At 73.8% G+C, this 17,861-nt stretch carries 10 protein-coding genes and 1 pseudogene; 3 read left to right on the top strand and 8 right to left on the bottom strand.

Features of this window, described 5'->3' with window-relative positions:
- Positions 1–59: 59 nt before the first annotated feature.
- The gene (locus L6E17_RS13610) at positions 60–971 is read left to right on the top strand and encodes a hypothetical protein (RefSeq protein ID WP_236241035.1); all 912 of its coding nucleotides are present in this window, start codon (positions 60–62) and stop codon (positions 969–971) included.
- Positions 972–1,066: 95 nt separating this feature from the next.
- Positions 1,067–2,257: pseudogene (locus L6E17_RS31475) on the top strand (ankyrin repeat domain-containing protein); the annotation flags it as partial.
- A gap of 941 nt (positions 2,258–3,198) precedes the next feature.
- Here the strand turns inward: L6E17_RS31475 and L6E17_RS31470 are convergent.
- The 8 genes from L6E17_RS31470 to L6E17_RS13560 all read right to left on the bottom strand — a co-directional run bounded on the left by L6E17_RS31470 (position 3,199) and on the right by L6E17_RS13560 (position 16,639).
- A complete protein-coding gene (locus L6E17_RS31470) occupies positions 3,199–3,513 on the bottom strand; it encodes a DUF1304 domain-containing protein (RefSeq protein WP_374109057.1) in 315 nt (104 codons plus the stop codon).
- 706 nt (positions 3,514–4,219) lie between these two features.
- Positions 4,220–4,672, bottom strand: a complete 453-nt coding sequence (locus L6E17_RS13590; RefSeq protein ID WP_236241034.1) for a hypothetical protein — start codon at positions 4,670–4,672, stop codon at positions 4,220–4,222.
- A 1,049-nt stretch (positions 4,673–5,721) separates the two neighbouring features.
- Entirely contained in the window at positions 5,722–7,266 is a 1,545-nt protein-coding gene (locus tag L6E17_RS13585; protein WP_374109051.1) for a fused MFS/spermidine synthase, read from the bottom strand.
- A gap of 158 nt (positions 7,267–7,424) precedes the next feature.
- Complete coding sequence (locus L6E17_RS13580) at positions 7,425–7,814, bottom strand: VOC family protein (protein WP_236241032.1); 390 nt, start codon at positions 7,812–7,814, stop codon at positions 7,425–7,427.
- A gap of 28 nt (positions 7,815–7,842) precedes the next feature.
- Positions 7,843–8,565 (bottom strand): VWA domain-containing protein, encoded by a 723-nt coding sequence (locus L6E17_RS13575; RefSeq protein ID WP_236241031.1) that lies wholly within the window; start codon positions 8,563–8,565, stop codon positions 7,843–7,845.
- Between the two features lie 526 nt (positions 8,566–9,091).
- On the bottom strand, positions 9,092–10,555 hold the full coding sequence (locus L6E17_RS13570) for a glutamate synthase subunit beta (RefSeq protein ID WP_236241030.1): 1,464 nt from the start codon (positions 10,553–10,555) through the stop codon (positions 9,092–9,094).
- Complete coding sequence (gene gltB / locus L6E17_RS13565) at positions 10,548–15,110, bottom strand: glutamate synthase large subunit (RefSeq protein ID WP_236241029.1); 4,563 nt, start codon at positions 15,108–15,110, stop codon at positions 10,548–10,550. Before gltB ends, L6E17_RS13570 begins: the two co-directional genes overlap by 8 nt.
- An 800-nt stretch (positions 15,111–15,910) precedes the next feature.
- On the bottom strand, positions 15,911–16,639 hold the full coding sequence (locus tag L6E17_RS13560) for a VIT1/CCC1 transporter family protein (RefSeq protein ID WP_236241028.1): 729 nt from the start codon (positions 16,637–16,639) through the stop codon (positions 15,911–15,913).
- A gap of 201 nt (positions 16,640–16,840) precedes the next feature.
- Here L6E17_RS13560 and rbsK point away from each other — a divergent pair, with 201 nt between their 5' ends.
- Positions 16,841–17,770, top strand: coding sequence for a ribokinase (rbsK, locus tag L6E17_RS13555; RefSeq protein WP_236241027.1), 930 nt, complete (start codon positions 16,841–16,843; stop codon positions 17,768–17,770).
- Positions 17,771–17,861 lie beyond the last annotated feature (91 nt).

Below are 17,861 nucleotides of genomic sequence, written 5' to 3'. Positions count from 1 at the left end.
GCCTGTCGGCGGCGTACGCGGGGGCCGCCGCGGCGGCTGTGGTCCACGGGGGTGCGGACATGGCGGGGAACAGGCCCGGCGGGGAGGTCGTCCACGGCTTCCCCCACCTGGACACGGTCCGGTCGGCGATCACCGCCGTGCACCGGAGGATCTCGTACGAGGGCCTGGCCGCGTACGCGGTGAGCGTCTCCCCCGACGCGGTGGCCTTCGGAGACGGCGACGACCTGCACCTGGGGACGCACCGGGTCGCGGCGGCGCTGGTACGGCAGCTCGGGCTGCCGGAGGCGCGGATGATCGTGAGCTTCCGTGCGATGGAGCACGCGGCGAGCGTGGAACTGGAGGCCGGGCCGGAGTACTTCATCGAGCTCAACGACCGGTTCAGGACCCACCGGCGGGACATCGGCGCGGCGCTCGCGCACGAGATCACCCATGTGCTGCTGCACCGGCTCGACCTGGCGTTCCGCGGGACCCGGGACAACGAGATCCTCACGGACACCGCGGCCGCGTACCTGGGTGCCGGATGGCTGCTGCTGGACGCCTACCGCGAGGACGCGCTGTCCAGCCAGAAGCTGGGGTACCTGACGCCGGAGGAGTTCGGCTACGTGCTCGCCAAGCGGGCGCGGCTCTTCGGCGAGGACCCCTCGCCGTGGTTCTCCAGCCCCCAGGGGTACGAGGCGTACGTACGGGGCCGGGAGGAGGCGCTGCGCGACGAGCGGCGGCCTCCGCTGGCGGCGGCCGGGCGGGCCGCGCGGCACCGGTACGCGAAGGAGAAGCGGCGGTCCGCGGGCGGGAGCGCCGGGCCTGCGGTCCCCGCCGGCCGGGACGGGTACGCGTTCGAGGGCGGCGGGGCCGGCGAGCTGCGGGTGTCGTTCCCCTGCCCCACGTGCCTGCAGCGCATCCGGGTGCCGGTGCGGGGCCGCGTGCGGGTGCGGTGCGGACTGTGCCGGGCGGTGCTGGAGTGCGACACGTAGGCGGGTCCGCGACGGGGCGGGGCACGCGACGGGGCGGGGCACGCGTGGGGGCGAATGTGTTTGCGAAGGGCTCGCGGGCGGGTCAGGGTCGACGTATGACGATGGTTCCGGCTCCGGTGTACGAGGATCTGTTCGAGGCCGTCCTGAGTGGGGAGGTCGACGCGGTGGTGCGGCTGCTGCGCTCCGGGGCCCCCGCGGAGGCGACCGACGAGGACGGGGTCACCGTCCTGTACACGGCGGCGGTCAACGGCCGTGCCGCCGTCGTCAGGCTGCTGCTGGCGGCGGGCGCCGACCCGGGCCGGGCCTGCGGTGAGGCCGCGGGCGACCTGCCCCTGTGCGGCGCGGCCTGCAACGGCCACACGGAGGCGGTGCGGGCGCTCCTCGCGGCCGGGGCCTGGCCCGACCAGCGGGAGGAGTTCGGGTTCACGGCGCTGGCGTGGGCGGTGCGGCAGGGCCGCTCCGGCGCGGTGGAGGCGCTGCTGGAGTACGGCGCGGATCCGGCGCGGCCCGGCCCGGACGGGAGGGTGCCGCTGGTCGCGGCGGCGCGGCGGGGTTCGCTGCCGATCGTGCGGGCGCTGCTGGAGAGGGGCGCGCCGGGGCGGGAGGAGGCGCTGGCGGAGGCCCGTTCGTGGCTGGGGCGGGACGTGGAGGCGGTGCTGAGGGAGGGGCTGGCGGAGGCGTACGCGTCCGGCGCCGCCGACGTCGTCGTACGGCGCCTGCCGGAGGACGAGGGGGTGACGGTGGTCGTGGAGGTGCTCGCCGACGGTGTGCCGGCTGCGGGGAACGAGCAGCAGACGGGGCACGCGGCGATCGTGACGCTGCTGGAGGAGGCGCTGGGCGTGCGGGCGCCGGCCGAGGACCTGGCGGGGCGGGCGCTGGGGTGCGCGGATCCGGGGCTCGGGGACTGGGTGGAGGCCGCGGAGGCACTGGGGCGGCGGGGGGACGAGGAGACGTTCACCGCCGCGGTGCGCTGGTGCGGGGCGTCCGACCCGCTGCGGCAGGCGCTGGGGGCGGATGTGCTCGCGCGGCTCACCGCCCACGGGACCGCCGGGGCCGCCGCGTTCCGGGCGCGGGCGCTGCCCGTGCTGCGGGAGCTGGGGCGCGAGGTGCGCGAGGCGGAGCCGGCCCTGGCGGTGGTGCGGGCGCTGGGCGCGCAGGGCGACCCGGCCGTCCTGCCGGACGTGCTGCGGCACGCGGTGCACCCGGACACCCGGGTGCGGCGCGGGGTGGCGGTCGCGGTGACCGGGCTCGTACCGCGCGGGCACCGGGAGGCGGTGGCGGCGCTGACCGTGCTGGCCCGCGACGGGGACGCCGGGGTGCGGGCGGCCGCGGCGCACGCCCTGGCCGTCGCGGCGGAGGACTCCCCGCCGTACGGGAGGTGCTGGCGGAGGCGTCGGCGGATCCGGATCCGGTCACTGCGGCGGAGGCGGCACGGGGCCTGGCGATCCGGCAGGACCCGCGGGCGGTCGACGCGCTGGACCGGATCCTGGTGTGCGGGGACCCGGACGGCCGGGCGTACGCGGTGGCGCGTGAGGCACTGGAGCACGTCAGGGACGAACGCGTCAGGAGGCGCCTGGAGTTCGCCTGGCCCCGCCGCTGACCGCCCACCCGCGCCACCCGCCCCGCGCCCGTCCTCCCCGGGCCGCGGGGCGGCGCCGCGCGGGGCACTCGGCCGAGGCGGAGCCGCCCGGGGGCGGTGCGTACGGGCGGCGCCCCTTCCCGGTCCTGCCGGTCGGGTGACCGCGGGGTTCGCTCGGCGGCGCCGCCAGCGGGCGAGGTGGTGGACGCGCCTCGTACGCGGCAGCGGTGGGGCCGCCGTACGCCCCGGCGGCGCGGCGGGCGTCGGCCTCCCGGCCGAGGGCGGGCCCCGCGTGGGTGACGAGCAGCCGCTCGACGCCGGCGGTGCGGGCGAGGCGTCCCGCGTCCTCCGGGGTGAGGTGGACCTGCGGACCCGGCCCGTCGTGGCGGTCGATGCCGGCTTCGCACAGCAGCAGGTCGGCGTCGGCGGCGAGCCGTTCGAAAGCGGTGCCAGGGGGCCGCTGGAGCTCGGCGAAGGAGCCGGGTCCCGCGTCCACCGGACGCGGACGCCGGTGTCGGACAGCAGGTGTCCGGATCAGGGGCGGCCCGGGGAGGGGCGGGGCAAGGCGGTGCCGAGGACGGTCAGGGTGGGCGGCCTGACGGGGACCGTACCGGACAGCGCGCCGCCGCCCGCCAGGCCTTCCCGGCCTCACACGAGGAGCGCCACCACGGCGACGAGCGGCAGGAGCCCCTGGCCCAGCGCACCCCTCCAGAGGCGCCGGTCGGAGACCAGGAGAACGGCACCGGCCGCGGCCATGAAGGAAGCGGCATACAGCACGAGGGCGCGGCCGGTGGTGGGGTGGCCGGTCCAGTGGGCGACGAGTCCGGCGAGGACCCCGCAGGCGAGGAAGATGTTGTAGAAGCCGACGTTGAACGTCCACAGGCGCAGTGCGGGCGAGTGGTCGTCGGTGCGGGTGAGGAGGCGGCGTACGGCGGGACGGTGGAAGAAGAAGCTCTCCAGCACACCGGCGGTCACGTGGTTCACGGCGGCGGCGAGCGCGCAGACCTGGGCGAGGACGTTCACCGGTGGGTGGTCCCCGTGACGCACGGCAGGTACGCGCGGCGGACGGAACCTTCACCCGTCGGGAGTCAGCGGCCGGTGGGCGTTCGGCATGCCGGAGGGAGCCGCCCTGCAGGCTCACCGCCTGACGGGAGCAGTCCCGCCATCGCCGTCCGAGCACCGGGCACTGCCTGTGGACGGCCGACTCATGATGGTGGCGGGTTGGTCCCTCCGATCGTCTGCCGGCGGAAGTTGGCGGTGACTGCCCCGAGGTGTCGGACTCCGCTGCCCGGAGGTCACGAGCGCGGTGCGGACAGGGCCGAGTGCCTCGACGTAGCAGCGGCAGGCGAGGAACTGCGTCAGCCCCGGACCGGCGGCTCCTGTGCAGTCGTGGGCCTGGTGGAAGCGGGCTCCGCGGCGAGCGGGTCCGAGCGGGCAGCGCACGGTTGCGGTGGCCTCGACCGAGTCAGCGATGGTCACCTGCTCGATCGGCAGGTCCACCTCGACGGCGTGGCCGGCGTTGCCCGAGCGCTCAGTCAGGCCACTGCCTCGGTGTGCTCGGCCGGAATGCCGTTCCCGCAGCGGGCGACGGAACAGACGCCGCAGAGGGCGAACTGCGCCTCCGGCCCTGCCGAACGGGCGCAGTCCACCTTCCGGGACCTCAGACGGATCAGCCGCGAGCCGTCAGCAGGCTGCGTCCGTGCTGGACGGAGTCGTTGACCTTCACCGTGACCCGGCTCTCGTACACGTAGCCGGGCGTGACGTGCTTGGTGGGTGCGAAGCAGCCACGGGTGAACCCGGGGTTGAGGACCGAGTCCGCGCAGGTGGTGCTGCTGCCGAATCCGGAAGCGATGGAACCACCGAGTCGGACCCCCTTGGGGCCGTTGTTGGTGACGACCAGGACCACCTGCGCATCACCCTGCGCGTTCATCACCACACACCCCTGGAAGCCCACACCGGGGTAGACGCTGTGCTGCATGGTCGGCTCGCACTTCCAGGTGGCGTTGGTGTTCACTTCCTTCCAATTCGTCGCAGCGGACGCCGGGCTGACGGCCATGGCCGCCGCAGCAGCGGTCCCCACGGCAAGCGTCGTCACCCGGCTCACGTGGCGGTTGATGTTCATGTTCCCCTCCGGTCTGTTCCTACCCCGTACCGGCTCTGATGAGCGCCAGTACCGCCCGCAACACAGGAGCAAATCGCTCGCGAGTGCGACCGGCGTTCGCATTATATGTACACGCAGTGCCTTCCTCACCCCGACTCTCCACCCGGCTGCGCCCCAGGACGGGCCCGGAAACGACCTGAAGCCCCAGCAGGGAGCGGGAGTTCCCGGGGCCGGAGATCCGATGTTCGATGCGGACTGATGCCCAACCCGACCGCACCGGAGAACAGGGGGCATCGCCATACGACGGCTCAGGCTTCGGCCCGGCCCCCGGAATCGCGGTGCAGTGTGCCGAAGTGCCCTCGCCGACGGAAGTGTCCCGCCCCTATGCGAGGGCACTCCGGACACGGTCCGACCCATGAGGCGACGCTTCCTTGAACGAGGTCTCGGTGACTGGCGTGACGGCCCGCACGCCGACGTCCCGCCCAGGCTCACCGATGCGGGCGTCGAGCGTCATCGCCTGACGTGTGAGGAGAGGCCACAGATTGCCACGTACTGACCGGCCAGGTGGATGGCGACCGCCGGCGTGAGTCGTGTACGCCCCGTTCAAAGTGCGACCAAGGTCAGCGACGTCGTCGGTCGGTGCCCCTGCCCGCCGAACGAAGCCTTGGCCCTCTGCACGGTCGCGAGGTCCCAGGTGCGGCTTCCCTACCGTCCTCAGCAGGTGATGCCGGTTCCCGGCGGCTCTGTGTACCGCGCCCCCGACGACATCCGAGCCGCTGTACCCGACAAGCTCCGCACCACACGCGACGAGGCAGTACCGGTCGGCCCTGCGGTGCGCCTGATCCTCGACGACCAAGCTGCTCACACAGCCGGCCTCCAGGAGACCCGGCGCGCGGCCACCCGAGGGCTGTCCCGCAGCTGCCACAAAGGGAGAGAGCTCCGCGTCTTCCCAGCCGCGCAGGGGCTCGGGGCTCACAAGCGGGCCCGGCCGTCAGGCCGCCGGTGCGGCCTGACGGCCGGACAGCGACTCCTTCGCTTGCGGCAGGCCGGCGCGGCCGGACAACGCCCCGTCACCTCCCGCCCGGCGACCCGTAGGGCTGGAGGAGCTGGTCGACGGGCGCATAGTCGTCGGTGAGGGGTCGGGCGTCGCCGATCCAGGAAGTGAGGCCCTCGCCGGTGGCGATCGTCCAGCCCGTGCGCCGGGCGTCCAGCGCCTCCTGGACCGCGCGCAGGTCGAGGGGCCGGGCGGAGGCGAGCACCACCAGGTTGCCGCCCCGGGCGGTGGCGCTCGGGGCGGTGCCGATGTCTGCGGGCCTGCCGAGGAGGGCGACGTGTGCGAAGGCCGCGCGCAGGGTGGCTGCTTCGGCCCGCGCGAAGGCCAGGTCACCGTGGTCGATGAGGTTGGCGACGTACAGCCCGTCCTCGTCGAGCACGCGGCGTACGTCGGCCATCGCTTCCAGGGTGGTGAGGTGCCACGGCACGCTGACGCCGCCGAAGGCATCGCCGACGACGAGGTCTCGGCTGCCGGTGTCCAGCCGCCGCAGACCGAGCCGGGCGTCTTCGACGCGTACGGTGACGCCTGGCTGCGACCGCAGCCCGAGTCGGTCGCGGTCGACGCGCGCGACGCCGCTGTCGATCTCGGACACCACGCTGCGCGTCCCCGGCCGCGTGGCCGCGAGGTACCGGGGGATCGTGAGCCCGCCGCCGCCCAGGTGGTGGGCGGAGAGGGCCTGGCCTTCGGGAAAGGCGGCGTCGGCCACGGAGGCGATGGCGCGCACGTAGGTGAACTGCAGGTGGGTCGGGTCGTCGAGGTCGACATAGGAGTGCCGCACGCCGTCGAGGACGAGGGTGCGGCCGCCCTTCCGGTCGGGGTCCGCGACGACCCGTACGCAGTGGTATCTGGTCTCCGTGTCGCAGCCGCCCGGCGCGACCGCGGTGGCGAGGCTGCCGGCGACGACCGCGAGGGCCAGGGCCGGGGTGCCGCGCCAGGCCCGCGTCCGCCATCCGGTCAGCGCAGAACCGGCCAGCAGCAGCGTTCCCAGGCCGACCAGGATGCCGCTGACCGGCCATCGGGACACGAGCACGAATCCGGTGAGGACCGTACCGGCGATGGCTCCGGCGGTGCCGACGCCGGACAGCCGGCCGACGACCGTCCCCGTCTCGGCGAGGCTGGTGAGACGCAGCTTGGTCACGAACGGCGTCACCGCGGAGAGCAGCGCGCCCGGCACGAGGATGGTCAGCGACGCGAGCAGCACGAGCAGCGCCGGCGCCCACTCCGCCGTGGCGCGCAGCACGGCCGGAGTGAGCGCCACGACCGCTCCGGACACCCCGAGCGAAGGGGCTATGAGCCGCCGCGGATCGACTCGGTCGGCGATGACCCCGCCCAGCCAGGATCCGCAGGCGATGGCGGTGAGGGCGATGCCGATCACCATCGTGCTGGTTTCGAGGGTGAGGCCGAGGTACGGAGCCAGCAGGCGCAGAGCGGCGATCTCGACCACCAGGACCGCCGCCGAGGAGCCGAACACGAGTACCGCGGCCGCACGGGGACCCAGACCGCAGGTGCGTGGCGTTTCCTCGGCGACGGGCGGGGAGGACGATCCGGTCACGGGTGACATCCTTGCATGCCGGGGGTGTTGGGCAGGCGCCCTCGGACACGCTCCCCCGCACCGGTGACGGCATGGTCGTCCCGTACCTGCCCGCCCGCGCGGGCATTCCCGCCCCGGGCAGGGCACGGCGGGGGGCGGACGTCAGCGAGGACCGCTGGGCGTACTGCTCACGCGGGTGCGTCCGTCGCTGCCCGCTCCGCGGCGCTGCGTTCGACGCACAGCTCGTTGCCCTCGATGTCCGCGAGGACGACCCAGCCCGTGCCGTCGGGGCGTCGCCGGTCGTCGACGAGGGTGGCACCCAGGGCGAGCAGGCGGTCCACCTCCTCGTCGCGGGAGCGGTCCTGCGGCTGGAGGTCCAGGTGCACGCGGTTCTTGACGGTCTTGCCCTCCGGCACGGCGATGAAGAGCAGGCTCACGCCGGGCGTCTCCACCACGGCCTCGGGGTCGCCGGGCCTGTCGTCGTCGCCGAGGGGCGCGTCGAGGACGGCGGACCAGAACCCGGCGAGGCGGTAGGGGTCGGCGCAGTCGAACGTCACGTGTCGCACGAGTGAGGTCATGGACGCCAGCCTGCCATCGCGGTGCTGCTCAGGCCGAGCGAATTACACCCTGGGCGCGGGCGGCGGCCAGCCACGCGGGGAACTCGCCGACGAGCCGGTCGTACAGGACGTCGTCGGGGACGCGGCGCGGGTCGTGGCCGGCGTGGAAGAAGCCGGCGTTGTCGAGGGGGCGCTTCGCCGGGACGGGCAGTTCGTCGAGGCGGCGCAGGAAGTCGAACTGGCGGCTGCCGGGATCACCGAAGCCGACGAACTGCCAGAACAGCGGCAGCCGGGCGGCCTTGCACAGCCATTTCTCGGCGGCGAGGCGGCTCAGGGGGCCGCCGTCGGTCTGGAAGACGACGAGGGCGGGGGCGTCGGCGCCGCTGTCGAGGTAGTGGTCGATGACGGCGTCCATGGCGAGGTGGTAGCTGGTCTTCCCCATGTGGCCGAGCCCGGCCGCGATCCGCTCGATGCGGCCCTGGTGGTCGGCGAGGTCGATCGTGGTCTCGGCGTCGATGCCGGTGGAGAAGAAGACGACGGGGACCCGGCCGTCGTCGTCCAGTTGGGCGGACAGGCCCAGGACCCGGTCGGCGAGGGCCTGGACGCTGCCGTCCCGGAAGTAGGGGCGCATCGAGCCGGAGTGGTCGACGACGAGGTAGACCGCCGCGCGCTGCCCCTCCAGCCCGTGCTTGCGCAGGGACACCCCCGCGGTTTTGTACAGGCTGACGAGCGCGGGCGCGGACTCCTCCACCGTGCGGAGGCTGATGGCCATGTCGTGGTCCCCCCTGCGTGACCGGCGCGGTACGCACCGACGGTACGCCATGCGGGGCGGCGCCCGGCCCGCGGGCGGCCGCCGGGCGCCCCGCACGGGGCAGGGGCTGCGCCGCCGTTGCCGGGGCCCTCCCCGGGGATACGGCCGGCACCGCCCCTCCCGCAACCGTCCCGCGTGCAGGCCGCCCGGCACCGCCACCCCCGCGGCCCTCCCCGGCCCTACCACCGGCACCGCCCCTCCCGCAACCGTCCCGCGTGCAGGCCGCCCGGCACCGCCACCCCCGCGGCCCTCCCCCGGCCCTACCACCGGCGGCGCCATGCCCGCGGCCCTCCCGCGTGCAGGCGGCGGCACCGCCGCTCCCGCGGCCCTCCCGCGTGCAGGCGGTCGGCGGCGCCGTGCGGGCGCCGCACGGCGGGGGGGGAAAGGCGGCGGGGGAAAAGGCGCAGCGCCTGCCACGGTCCGGTCGGGGACGTGAGGCAGGCGCTGCTGTGTTCCGTACGCCGTTGTACGGGACGTTCCAGGGCCGTCAGACCGCGAGTGCGCGGTCCGTCGGGCGGATCGGGGCCGGCAGGTCGCTGGCGCCGGTGAGGTAGCGGTCCACGCCGCGGGCGGCGGAGCGGCCCTCGGCGATGGCCCACACGATGAGGGACTGGCCGCGGCCCGCGTCGCCGGCGACGAAGACGCCCGGCACGTTGGTCTGGAAGTCGGCGTCGCGGGCGATGTTACCCCGCGGGTCGAGGTCCAGACCAAACTGCTCGACGAGGCCGTTCTCCTGGTCGGTGCCGGTGAAGCCCATGGCGAGGGTGACCAGCTGGGCCGGGATCTTCCGCTCCGTGCCCGGCTTCTGCGCGAACTTGCCGTCGGTGAACTCGACTTCGACGAGGTGCAGCCACTGCACGTTGCCGTCCTCGTCGCCTTCGAAGTGGGTGGTGGAGACGGAGTAGACCCGCTCGCCGCCCTCCTCGTGGGCGGAGGTGACCTTGTACAGCAGGGGGAAGGTCGGCCAGGGCTGCCCGATCGGGTCGCGGTCGTCGTTCGGCCGCGGCATGATCTCCAGCTGGGTGACGGAGGCCGCGCCCTGCCGGTGGGCGGTGCCGACGCAGTCCGCGCCGGTGTCGCCGCCGCCGATGACGACGACGTGCTTGCCCTCGGCGGTGAGCGGCGGGGTGACGAAGTCGCCCTCCTGCACCTTGTTGGCGAGCGGCAGGTACTCCATCGCCTGGTGGATGCCGTTCAGCTCGCGGCCCGGCACGGGCAGGTCGCGGGCCATGGTGGCGCCGGCGGCGATGACGACGGCGTCGTACCGCTTGCGCAGGTCCGTGGCCTTCAGGTCGCGGCCGATCTCGATGCCGGTGCGGAAGCGGGTGCCTTCGGCGCGCATCTGCTCGATGCGCCGGTTGATGTGCCGCTTCTCCATCTTGAACTCGGGGATGCCGTAGCGCAGCAGGCCGCCGATGCGGTCGGCGCGCTCGTACACCGCCACGGTGTGCCCGGCCCGGGTGAGCTGCTGGGCCGCGGCCAGGCCGGCGGGGCCGGAGCCGATGACGGCGACGGTCTTGCCGGACAGGCGCTCCGGGGGCTGGGGCGTCACGTTGCCGGACTCCCAGGCCTTGTCGATGATCGAGACCTCGACGTTCTTGATGGTGACGGCCGGCTGGTTGATGCCGAGCACGCACGCCGCCTCGCAGGGCGCGGGGCAGAGGCGCCCGGTGAACTCGGGGAAGTTGTTGGTGGCGTGCAGCCGCTCGTAGGCGGCGCCCCAGTCCTCGCGGTAGGCGAAGTCGTTCCACTCGGGGATGAGGTTTCCGAGCGGGCAGCCGTTGTGGCAGAAGGGGATGCCGCAGTCCATGCACCGGGACGCCTGCTTGCTGATGATCGGCAGCAGGGAGCCGGGGACGTAGACCTCGTTCCAGTCCTTGACGCGCTCTTCGACGGGGCGGGACGTCGCGCCCTCACGGCCGTGGTTCAGAAAGCCCTTGGGATCAGCCATTGGTCGCCGCCTCCATCATCTTCTCGGTGGTCTCGGTCTCGGAGAGACCGGCCCGCTCGGCGGCGTCCTTGGCGGCGAGCACTGCCTTGTACGTGGTCGGGATGATCTTGCTGAAGCGGTCCGCGGCGACGGACCACTCGGCGAGGAGCTTCTCGGCCACGGTGGAGCCGGTCTCCTCGTGGTGGCGGCGCACCACGTCGTGCAGCCACGCCTTGTCGGCGTCGTCGAGCGCCTCGACGGCCTCCAGGTTGCCGGAGTTCACGTTGTCGGGGTCGAGGTCGACGACGTAGGCGACGCCGCCGGACATGCCGGCCGCGAAGTTGCGTCCGGTCCCGCCGAGGACGACGGCGTACCCGCCGGTCATGTACTCGCAGCCGTGGTCGCCGACGCCTTCCGAGACGACGAGCGCGCCGGAGTTGCGGACGCAGAAGCGTTCGCCGGTGCGGCCGCGCAGGAAGATCTCGCCGCCGGTGGCGCCGTAGGCGATGGTGTTGCCGGCGATGGTGGAGTACTCGGCCAGGTGGTCGGCGCCGCGGTCCGGGCGGACGACGACCCGGCCGCCGGACAGGCCCTTGCCGACGTAGTCGTTGGCGTCGCCCTCCAGGCGGAGCGTGACGCCGCGCGGGAGGAAGGCGCCGAAGGACTGGCCCGCGGAGCCGGTGAAGGTGATGTCGATGGTGTCGTCGGGCAGGCCGGCGCCACCGAAGCGCTTGGTCACCTCGTGGCCCAGCATGGTGCCGACGGTGCGGTTGATGTTGCGGATCTCCAGCTGGGCGCGGACCGGCCGGGCGTCCTCGGCGGTGGCGGCGCCGAGGGCGTCGGCGGCGAGCTCGATGAGCTGGTTGTCCAGGGCCTTCTCCAGGCCGTGGTCCTGCTCGACGAGCTGGTGGCGGACGGCGCCCTCGGGCAGCTCGGGGACGTGGAAGAGCGGGGCCAGGTCGAGGCCCTGGGCCTTCCAGTGGTCCACGGCGCGGTCCGTGTCGAGCAGCTCGGCGTGGCCGACGGCCTCCTGCAGGGTGCGGAAGCCGAGCTCGGCGAGGAGTTCGCGGACCTCTTCCGCGATGAACTCGAAGAAGTTGACGACGAACTCGGCCTTGCCGGAGAACCGCTCGCGCAGCACCGGGTTCTGGGTGGCGATGCCGACCGGGCAGGTGTCCAGGTGGCAGACGCGCATCATGACGCAGCCGGAGACGACGAGCGGCGCGGTGGCGAAGCCGAACTCCTCGGCGCCGAGCAGCGCGGCGATGACGACGTCGCGGCCGGTCTTCAGCTGGCCGTCGGTCTGGACGACGATGCGGTCCCGCAGTCCGTTGAGCAGCAGGGTCTGCTGGGTCTCGGCGAGGCCGAGCTCCCAGGGGCCGCCCGCGTGCTTGAGGGAGGTGAGCGGGGAGGCGCCGGTGCCGCCGTCGTGGCCGGAGATGAGCACGACGTCCGCGTGCGCCTTGGACACGCCGGCCGCGACCGTGCCGACGCCGACCTCGGAGACCAGCTTCACGTGGATGCGGGCGGCCGGGTTGGCGTTCTTCAGGTCGTGGATGAGCTGGGCGAGGTCCTCGATGGAGTAGATGTCGTGGTGCGGCGGCGGCGAGATGAGGCCGACGCCGGGCGTGGAGTGCCGGGTCTTGGCGACCCACGGGTACACCTTGTGGCCGGGCAGCTGGCCGCCCTCGCCGGGCTTGGCGCCCTGCGCCATCTTGATCTGGATGTCGTCGGCGTTGACGAGGTACTCGGAGGTGACGCCGAAGCGGCCGGAGGCGACCTGCTTGATCGACGAGCGGCGGGCCGGGTCGTAGAGGCGGTCGGGGTCCTCGCCGCCCTCACCGGTGTTGGACTTGCCGCCCAGCTGGTTCATGGCGATGGCGAGGGTCTCGTGCGCCTCCTTGGAGATGGAGCCGTACGACATGGCGCCGGTGGAGAACCGCTTGACGATCTCGCTGACCGGCTCGACCTCGTCGATCGGGATCGGCTTGCGGTCGGAGGTGAGGCCGAAGAGGCCGCGCAGCGTCATGAGCCGCTCGGACTGCTCGTTCACGCGCTCGGTGTACTTCTTGAAGATGTCGTACCGCTTGGCGCGGGTGGCGTGCTGGAGGCGGAAGACCGTCTCCGGGTCGAACAGGTGCGGTTCGCCCTCACGGCGCCACTGGTACTCGCCGCCGATGTCCAGGGTGCGGTGGGCCGGGGCGATGCCGCTGGCCGGGTACGCCTTGGCGTGGCGGGCGGCGACCTCCTTGGCGACGACGTCGATGCCGACGCCGCCGAGCTTGCTGGAGGTGCCGTTGAAGTAGGTGTCGACGAAGTCCTGGTCGAGGCCGATGGCCTCGAAGACCTGGGCGCCGCGGTAGGAGGCGACGGTCGAGATGCCCATCTTCGACATGACCTTCAGGACGCCCTTACCGAGCGCCTTGATCAGGTTGCGGATGGCCTGCTCGGGCTCGACGCCCTCGATGAAGGTGCCGGCGCGGACGAGGTCCTCCACGGACTCCATCGCCAGGTACGGGTTGACGGCGGCGGCGCCGTAGCCGATGAGGAGGGCCACGTGGTGGACCTCGCGGACGTCGCCGGCCTCGACCAGCAGGCCCACCTGGGTGCGCTGCTTGGTGCGGATGAGGTGGTGGTGGACGGCCGCGGTGAGCAGCAGCGACGGGATCGGGGCGTGCTCGGCGTCGGAGTGCCGGTCGGACAGGACGATCAGGCGGGCGCCGTCCTCGATGGCGGTGTCGGCCTCGGCGCAGATCTCGCGGATGCGGGCGGCGAGGGCGTCGCCGCCGCCGGAGACCCGGTACAGGCCCGACAGGGTGACGGCGGTCATGCCGGGCATGTCGCCGTCGGCGTTGACGTGGATGAGCTTGGCCAGCTCGTCGTTGTCGATGACGGGGAACGGCAGGGTGACGCTGCGGCAGGACTCGGCGGTGGGCTCCAGCAGGTTGCCCTGGGGGCCGAGCGAGGAGATCAGCGAGGTGACGAGTTCCTCGCGGATGGCGTCCAGCGGCGGGTTGGTGACCTGCGCGAACAGCTGGGTGAAGTAGTCGAAGAGGAGGCGCGGCCGGTCGGACAGGGCAGCGATCGGCGAGTCGGTGCCCATGGAGCCGATGGGCTCGGCGCCGGTGCGGGCCATCGGCGCGAGGATGACGCGCAGCTCCTCCTCGGTGTAGCCGAAGGTCTGCTGGCGGCGGCTCACCGAGGCGTGGGTGTGGATGATGTGCTCGCGCTCGGGCAGGTCGCCGAGCTCGATGATGCCGGACTCCAGCCACTCCTGGTACGGGTGCTCGGCGGCGAGGGCGGCCTTGATCTCGTCGTCCTCGATGATGCGGTGCTCGGCGGTGTCGACGAGGAACATCCTGCCGGGCTGGAGGCGGCCCTTGCGGACGACCTTGGACGGGTCGATGTCGAGGACGCCGACCTCGGAGGCGAGCACGACGAGACCGTCGTCGGTGACCCAGTAGCGGCCGGGGCGCAGGCCGTTGCGGTCGAGGACGGCGCCGATCTGGACGCCGTCGGTGAAGGTGACGCAGGCGGGGCCGTCCCAGGGCTCCATCATCGTGGAGTGGTACTGGTAGAAGGCGCGGCGGGCCGGGTCCATGGAGTCGTGGTTCTCCCACGCCTCGGGGACCATCATCAGCACGGCGTGCGGCAGGGAGCGGCCGCCGAGGTGGAGCAGTTCCAGGACCTCGTCGAACGACGCGGAGTCGGAGGCGTCGGGGGTGCAGACGGGGAAGATGCGGTCGAGGTCCTTGCCCTGGCCGAAGAGGTCGGAGACGAGCTGGGACTCGCGGGCGCGCATCCAGTTGCGGTTGCCCTTGACCGTGTTGATCTCGCCGTTGTGGGCGATGAAGCGGTACGGGTGGGCGAGCGGCCAGCTCGGGAAGGTGTTGGTGGAGAACCGGGAGTGGACCAGCGCGACGGCGGAGGCCATGCGGCGGTCGGACAGGTCCGGGAAGAACGGCTCCAGCTGCCCGGTGGTGAGCATGCCCTTGTAGACGAGGGTGCGGGCGGACAGCGACGGGAAGTAGGCGCCGGTCTCGCGCTCGGCGCGCTTGCGCAGCACGAACGCCTTGCGGTCCAGGTCGATGCCGGTGGTCTCGCCGTCGGTGACGAACAGCTGGCGGAAGACCGGCATGGTGGAGCGGGCGGTGGCGCCGAGCAGGTCGGGGGTGACGGGGACGTCGCGCCAGCCGAGGACGGTGAGGCCCTCCTCGGCGGCGATCGCCTCGATGCGGGCGGCGTCCTCGTCGGCGGTGCCGACGGGCAGGAACGCGGTGCCGACGGCGTACGCGCCGGCCTCGGGCAGGTCGAAGCCTGCGACCTCGCGGAGGAACGCGTCGGGGACCTGCAGCAGGATGCCGGCGCCGTCGCCGGAGTCGGGCTCCGAGCCGGTGGCGCCGCGGTGCTCCAGGTTGCGCAGTACGGTCAGCGCCTGCTCGACCAGCTCGTGGCTGGGAACACCGGTGAGGGTGGCCACCAACCCGACGCCGCACGCGTCGTGTTCGTTGCGGGGGTCGTACATCCCCTGCGGGGCGGGGCGACCGTCCATGGGCGACCAGGCGTCGGAACGCATCGGCTCTCCCGTCGTCGTCGTGGCATGTTCACGTGCCAGAGGGACGACGTTGGCCCTCCGCGAAATTTCGTGCAGGTTACATGATGGAGGGGTTCTCGGCTAGCGGATAGTCCATTCCAGCATGCGGACACCGCGGTGACGCGGTGCGAGGGTTCCCTGTGGTCTGGGGGGGTGGTGCGATGGGGTCGTACGGGGAGTCCTGCAAGGGTTCCCACAGGGTGGGGACGGGGCGGGATGCGGGACGCGGATGGCGTCCGCCGGTCCGTCCGAGGTGGCGGGCTTCGTTGCCCGCGGCGCTCACGACTCATGCCCTGGGATGAGGGACTCGAAACCGCCGTGTAACAGCTGCGTATGTGGCGCTCCGCATAGTGTCCCACCCGGCGGGGCGATCCTGCCATTGGACGTTCGTCACAGACGCGCGTCGCCCGACCGCCCCCGGCCGTCCTGCGGAGGACGGTCGCACGACCGCCCCGGCCGTCCTGCGGAGGACGGCCGGGGCGGTGCGGGCCGGGTGGCGCGGGCAGCGGGCGGGACAGCGACCGCTCAGCGGGGGCGGGCCGTCGGCCCGTGCGGTGCGGGCGGGGCAGCAGCCTGCGCGGCGCACACGCTACGGGACGCGAGGGCAGCGACCTGTGCGGTGTGGGCGGAGCTACGGAACGCAGAGGCAGCCGCATGTGCGGTGCACACGGGGCTGCAGGGGCAGCGGCCTGTGCGGTGCGGGCGGGGCAGCAGCCTGCGCTGCACGGTGAGGGGGCCGGGTCGGTGGCTCGGCGGGCGTTTCACCAGTGCGGCGCGGCGCCTCAGAATACGGCTCCGAAGGCCGCCCCCAGGCCGTAGGTGACGGCCGCGGCGGCGGCGCCCAGCGCGAGCTGCCGCAGCCCGCTGTACCACCAGCTGCGGGCGGTGACCCGGGCGACGAGGGCGCCGCAGGCGAACAGCCCGATCAGGGCGCACAGCACCGCCGGCCACAGCGCGGTCGCGCCGAGCAGATACGGCAGCACGGGCAGCAGCGCGCCGAGGGCGAAGGACGCGAACGACGAGACGGCGGCGAGCAGCGGCGACGGCAGGTCGTCCGGGTCGATGCCGAGCTCCTCGCGGGCGTGGATCTCCAGGGCCTGCTCGGGGTCGCGGGACAGCTGCATCGCCACTTCGCGGGCGAGGGCGGGCTCGACCCCCCGCGCCGCGTAGAGCGCGGCCAGCTCCTCCATCTCGTCCACCGGGTGCTTGCGCAGCTCGCGGCGCTCGACCTCCAGCTCCGCCTGCACCAGCTCCCGCTGCGAGGCCACGGAGGTGTACTCCCCCGCCGCCATGGAGAAGGCGCCGGCGGCCAGGCCGGCCAGGCCGGTGATGACGATGGTCTGGGGGGCCACCGAGCCGCCCGCGACGCCGGTCATCAGGGCGAGGTTCGAGACGAGTCCGTCCATGGCGCCGAACACGGCGGGCCGCAGCCAGCCGCCGTTCACATCGCGGTGGGTGTGGTTGTCGCGGTGCGCCGCGTGCAGTGCGGCCTCGGTCTCGATGATGGACACAGCTCTCCCCAGGTCTCCCCGGACGGGCCCCGTACGGGCGCCGCCCCTCCTGCCGTCGAAAGTACGCGCGATGTAAGGGTCGCGCCAGCAAGGCAGGCTTTACTTAGTGAGGACCGCCTGACCTGCGGAGCCGCGGGTGCGGACGGCCTCGCGGGCGTCTCGGGAGGGCCCGGAGGGCCGCGGGAGGGGAGAATGCCCGGCATGACGTCACCGCTCGCGGGCCCGCCCGCCTCCGCCGCGCCGTCCGCCCCCCGCATCGCCGTGCTCGGCAGCGCCAACATGGATCTCGTCGCCTATGCCCGCCGGGCTCCCCGGCTCGGTGAGACCGTCCGCGGCCGGGAGTTCCGTACGGTGCCCGGCGGCAAGGGCGCCAACCAGGCCGTCGCCGCCGCGCGGGCCGGCGGGGCGGTCTCGATGATCGGCGCGGTCGGCTCGGACGACTTCGGCGCCCGGCTGCGGGCCTGCCTGGAGGCGTCCGGCGTGGACACCGCGCTGCTGCGCACCGCGGACGGCCCGTCGGGCACCGCGCATATCGTCGTCGACGACGAGGGGGGCAACGCGATCGTCGTCGTCCCCGGCGCCAACGCCGCGGTACGGGACCTGACGCCCGCGGACGAGGAGTGCGTCGCGGCGGCCGGGGCCCTGCTGCTCCAACTGGAGCTGCCGCTGGACGCCGTGGCGGCCGGTGCGGAGGCGGCCCGCCGCCACGGGGTCCGTACGATCCTCACGCCCGCGCCCGCGCAGGGCCTCCCGGACGAGCTGCTCGCCGCCGTCGACCTGCTGCTGCCCAACGAGCACGAGGCCGCGGAGCTGACCGGTGTGGCCGACCCGGCGGCCGCCGCGCAGGAGCTGCTGCGCCTGGTGCCCGAGGTGGTGGTGACCCTCGGCGCGGCCGGGTGCCTCTACGCGGCCCGCGGCGCCCGGCCGGTGACCGTGCCGGCCCGGCGGGTGCGGGCGGTGGACACGACCGCCGCAGGGGACACGTTCGCGGGTGCGCTGGCGGTGGCGCTCGGGGAGGGCAGGCCCATGCCGGAGGCCCTGTCCTGGGCGGGCGCGGCGGCGTCCCTGGCGGTGCAGCGGCAGGGCGCGTCGTCCTCGATGCCGTACCGCGCGGAGATCGACGCCGTGTGAGGCGGCGGGCGGCGGGCGCGCCGCATGCGACGGGGCGGCCGCCGGAGCCCGAGCCCCGGCGGCCGCCCCGTACGGCGGTCGTCCCGTGTCG

Source organism: Streptomyces sp. CC228A (genome assembly GCF_021390935.1).
GTDB lineage: Bacteria > Actinomycetota > Actinomycetes > Streptomycetales > Streptomycetaceae > Streptomyces.
Note: the sequence above shows the minus strand (reverse complement) of the source record. Positions and strands in the feature narration are given on the sequence as shown.

What these genes read in the sequence shown, in the direction of transcription:
- L6E17_RS13610 (WP_236241035.1), top strand. Translation starts at nt 60, where the DNA reads ATGGCGGGGAACAGGCCCGGCGGGGAGGTCGTCCACGGCTTCCCCCAC.
- L6E17_RS13590 (WP_236241034.1), bottom strand. Translation starts at nt 4,672, where the DNA reads ATGAACATCAACCGCCACGTGAGCCGGGTGACGACGCTTGCCGTGGGG.
- L6E17_RS13585 (WP_374109051.1), bottom strand. Translation starts at nt 7,266, where the DNA reads ATGTCACCCGTGACCGGATCGTCCTCCCCGCCCGTCGCCGAGGAAACG.
- L6E17_RS13580 (WP_236241032.1), bottom strand. Translation starts at nt 7,814, where the DNA reads ATGACCTCACTCGTGCGACACGTGACGTTCGACTGCGCCGACCCCTAC.
- L6E17_RS13575 (WP_236241031.1), bottom strand. Translation starts at nt 8,565, where the DNA reads ATGGCCATCAGCCTCCGCACGGTGGAGGAGTCCGCGCCCGCGCTCGTC.
- L6E17_RS13570 (WP_236241030.1), bottom strand. Translation starts at nt 10,555, where the DNA reads ATGGCTGATCCCAAGGGCTTTCTGAACCACGGCCGTGAGGGCGCGACG.
- gltB (WP_236241029.1), bottom strand. Translation starts at nt 15,110, where the DNA reads ATGCGTTCCGACGCCTGGTCGCCCATGGACGGTCGCCCCGCCCCGCAG.
- rbsK (WP_236241027.1), top strand. Translation starts at nt 16,841, where the DNA reads ATGACGTCACCGCTCGCGGGCCCGCCCGCCTCCGCCGCGCCGTCCGCC.